The 4,267-nt window shown below is 73.4% G+C and carries 3 protein-coding genes; all 3 read left to right on the forward strand.

Annotated elements, in window-relative coordinates; all coding sequences use genetic code 11:
* The first annotated feature begins 194 nt into the window (after nt 1-194).
* The gene (locus PLL68_RS03350) at nt 195-1,598 is read left to right on the forward strand and encodes a serine hydrolase domain-containing protein (RefSeq protein WP_324531638.1); all 1,404 of its coding nucleotides are present in this window, start codon (nt 195-197) and stop codon (nt 1,596-1,598) included.
* Nucleotides 1,595-2,122 (forward strand): nitroreductase family deazaflavin-dependent oxidoreductase, encoded by a 528-nt coding sequence (locus tag PLL68_RS03355; protein ID WP_324531640.1) that lies wholly within the window; start codon nt 1,595-1,597, stop codon nt 2,120-2,122. Before PLL68_RS03350 ends, PLL68_RS03355 begins: the two co-directional genes overlap by 4 nt.
* 42 nt (nt 2,123-2,164) lie before the next feature.
* Nucleotides 2,165-4,267: RecQ family ATP-dependent DNA helicase (locus PLL68_RS03360; protein WP_324531642.1), on the forward strand; the 2,103-nt coding region annotated here is incomplete at its 3' end.

A 4,267-nucleotide genomic window follows, 5' to 3' on the forward strand; every position in this document is an offset into this window, starting at 1 on the left:
GCTCGCCACGTGTCGGGGGGTGGCTCGCCACGTGTCGGGGGGTGGCTCACCACGTGAAGCATCCGGACGTCCCCCCGCGGCACCCCCATCCCCTCCCCCACAGAATCCCCCCTCCTCCCCGCGGCCAACAGCACCACCGCGCCAGCCCTCTCTTCCCGGCGGCCAGGTCGCACCTGCCGCCCTACGCTGTGCGGATGCCGTTGCTCCCCTCGACCGTGACCCGTCTCGACCACGTGCTCGCCACAGCCCAGCGAACCGGCCGCCTGCCCTCGGTAACCGCCGCGCTCGTGCGTGGTGGCGAGCTCGTCTGGAGCGGGGCCGTCGGCACGGTCGATGGTCGCGCCGACGGACGCCCGGCCGACGCCGACACGCAGTACCGGATGGGCTCCATCACCAAGACGTTCATCGCCGTGGGCGTCCTGCGCCTTCGGGATGCCGGCCGCCTCGACCTCGCCGACCGCTTCGGCGCCCACGTGCCCGGCAGCGCCCTGGACGACGTCACCATCGAGCAGCTGCTCAGCCACGCGAGCGGAGTCCAGGCCGAGACGAACGGTCCGTGGTGGGAACGCACCCAAGGCGGTGATTGGGATTCGCTGGCCGCCGCGACCGGTCCGCGGTTCCGGGCCGGGCGCCGGTTCCACTACTCCAACGTCGGGTACGCCGCCCTCGGGCGCCTTCTCGAGGTCCACCACGGCCGCGGCTGGTTCGACGTCGTCCAGGACGAGCTGCTCGAGCCACTCGGCATGACGCGCACGACGACCCGTCCCACCGGTTCCACCGCGCAGGGCCTCGCGGTGCACCCCTTCGCCGACGTCCTCCTTCCCGAGCCCGAGCACGACGCCGGCGCGATGGCCCCGGCCGGCCAGCTGTGGACCACCGCCACCGACCTGGCACGGTGGGCCGCCTTCCTCGGCGGCAACACCCACGGGCTGCTCGAGGCGGACACGCTGTCCGAGATGGTCGAGCCACACCACGTCGTCGACGAGCCGGGCCAGCCGTGGTCAGGGGCACACGGCCTGGGGTGGCAGGTCTGGAACGCCAACGGCATCCGGTACGCCGGCCACGGAGGGTCGATGCCGGGGTTCCTCGCGGGGCTGCGCGTCCAGCTGACCACCGACAGCCGCACCACGGCATCCGGATGCCGTCCGCGCGCCGTGGGTGCCTCCGGCGACGGGGTCGTCGTGCTCACCAACACAACGGCGAGCGCCGTCACGAAGACGATCGGCCCTGATCTGCTGAGCACGCTGGCCGAGCTCGAGCCGGCACCGGTGACGCCGTGGTCAGCCGCGGGCGATGCCAGCCTGCTCGAGCTCGTGGGGACGTGGCACTGGGGGCCGGCGGTCGAGGTCGTGACCATCGTCGGCGAGCACCTCGTACTCGGCGAGCCCGGTGCCGGGCGGGGATCGCGGTTCCGGCGGACCGGGCCCGACGCGTGGGAGGGCCTCGACGGGTACCACACGGGTGAACCGCTGCGCGTGGTCCGCCACCCCGACGGCAGCGTCTCGCACCTGGACCTCGCGTCGTTCCGATTCACCCGCACGCCCTACGACCCGGCAGCCGACGTGCCCGGTGGCGTGGACGACTCGGGCTGGCGGTGACGCGCGTGGGCCTGGCGGACACCCTCGCCTACCGCATCACCGCACCGAACGTGGCTCAGCGCGGGGTGCGGCGAGCGGCATCCACACGTGTCGGGTCCAGACTGCTGGCGCGCCACCTGCCGGCCATGGATCGCACCGTCGCCCGCCTCAGCCGGGGCCGCACCACGGCGATCGAGCTGCTCGCGGGCCTGCCGATCATCGAGCTGACGACGACGGGTCGGCGCTCCGGTGCGCGTCGGCACACCCAGCTCGTCGCCATCCCGCACCAGGAGTCCCTGGCCCTGCTGGGCACGAACTTCGGCGGTCCGAGCACGCCGACGTGGGCGCTGAACCTCGAAGCGAACGCGGCGGCCACCGTGGCGTTCCGGCACCGCGAGGTCGAGGTCATCGCCCGCACGGCGACCGAGGCCGAGCGGGCTCAGGTGCTGGCGACGGCCGCGACGATCTACGTCGGCTACCCGAAGTACCTGACCCGCATCTCCGGGCGGACGGTGCGGATCTTCGTCCTCGAGCCCTGTGGATGACGGGACGCCGCTGTCGGTGACTGCGCCTACGGTGGGGTGATCATGACGAACCCCCCGGATGCCGTCCCGTCCCCTACCGCTCCCGCCGCACCGTCCGCCGCGCTCGCCGAGGCCGCGCGCACAGCGCTGCGCCGGCTCGTCGGGCGCGACGACGCCGACTTCCGCGACGGGCAGCTCGAGGCCATCTCGGCGCTGGTCGCCGACCGGTCACGGGTGCTCGTCGTCCAGCGCACCGGGTGGGGCAAGTCGGCCGTCTACTTCGTGTCGACCGCGCTGCGACGGGCGGAGGGCGCCGGGCCCACCGTCATCATCAGCCCGCTCCTGGCGCTCATGCGTGACCAGATCGCGGCAGCCGAGCGGGCCGGCATCCGCGCCGTGACGATGAACTCGGCCAACGCACAGGACTGGGACGAGGTGCGTGGGGCACTCGCGGCCGATGCCGTCGACGTGCTGCTCGTCAGCCCCGAGCGGCTGAACAACCCCAGGTTCCGCGACGAGCAGCTGCCCGACCTCGCGCGCCGGTGCGGTCTGCTCGTGGTCGACGAGGCGCACTGCGTCAGCGACTGGGGGCACGACTTCCGCCCCGACTACCGGCGCATCCGCGACCTGCTCGCCGGGCTCCCGGCCGACACCCCCGTGCTGGCGACGACCGCCACCGCCAACGCGCGCGTGGTGACTGACGTCGTCGAGCAGCTCGAGGTCGGTGGCCGCTCCGTGCTCACCGTGCGCGGCGGTCTGGCTCGTGACTCACTGCGCCTCGGGGTGCTGCGATCGATGTCGCCCGAGCAGCGACTGGGCTGGCTGGTCGCCCACCTGCACGAGCTGCCGGGCAGCGGCATCGTCTACACGCTGACCGTCTCTGCGGCTGAGGACGTGGCAGCGGCGTTGTCGGATGCCGGGATCGCGGTCGCGTCGTACACCGGTCGCACCGACCCCGCCGATCGCGAGCGCCTCGAGGGCGCGCTGCGCCGCAACGAGGTCAAGGCTCTCGTCGCGACGTCCGCGCTCGGGATGGGGTTCGACAAGCCCGACCTCGGCTTCGTCGTGCACCTCGGGGCACCGAGCTCGCCGGTCGCGTACTACCAGCAGGTCGGCCGCGCCGGACGTGCCACCGAGCGTGCCGACGTGCTGCTGCTGCCCGGCCCCGAGGACAAGGACATCTGGGCCTACTTCGCGTCGGTGTCGATGCCGCGCGAGGAGCAGGCGCAGAAGGTGCTCGACACCCTGGCCGCAGCGGGGCGGGCCCTGTCGACGGCCGCCCTGGAGACCGCGGTCGACGTGCGACGCACCCGACTCGAACTGCTGCTCAAGGTGCTCGACGTCGACGGTGCCGTGCAGCGCGTGTCGGGCGGGTGGGTGTCCACGGGGGTGCCGTGGACCTACGACGCCGAGCGCTACGAACGGGTCGCTGCTGCCCGCCGGGCCGAGCAGCAGCTGATGATCGACTACGAGCACAGCGACTCCTGCCGGATGGCCTTCCTCCAGGAGACCCTCGATGACGACACCGCCGTCGCGTGCGGGCGCTGCGACGGCTGCGCCGGGCCGTGGTACCCGACGAGCGTGCCGGATGCCGTTGTCGGCGCGGCGCGTGAACGCCTCACGCGCGCGGGCGTCGACCTCGAGCCGCGGGTGCAGTGGCCGACGGGGATGGACCGCATCGGGGTGCCGGTCAAGGGCAAGATCAGCGCCGACGAGTCGCTCCAGCCGGGGAGGGCCCTGGCTCGGCTGTCCGACCTGGGGTGGGGTCAGCGCCTGCGTGAGGTGCTGCGTGACGACAGCCCGGCCAGCGCTGAGCTCCTTCGGGCGTGCGTGCCCGTGCTGGCCGAGTGGCCGTGGGCGCAGCGGCCGGTCGCGGTCGTGGCCGTCCCGTCGCGCTCACACCCGACATTGGTGACCTCGCTCGCCGCTGGGCTGGCGCAGATCGGTCGGTTGCCGCTGCTCGGGGCGTTGGACCTCGCCCACGGGGGGCCGATCGGGGAGCCCGGGGGCAACAGCGCCTTCCGGCTCTCCGGGGTCTGGGAGCGCTTCGTCGTCGGCCCAGAGCTGGCGGCGGCCCTGGCCGGTGTCAACGGCCCGGTCCTGCTCGTCGACGACCTCGTCTCGTCGCGGTGGACCCTCACCGTCGCCGGGCGGGCGCTGCGTCAG

Origin of the sequence: Ornithinibacter sp. (assembly GCF_035443565.1) — a bacterium.
In the GTDB taxonomy this organism is placed as follows: Bacteria; Actinomycetota; Actinomycetes; order Actinomycetales; family Dermatophilaceae; genus Fodinibacter.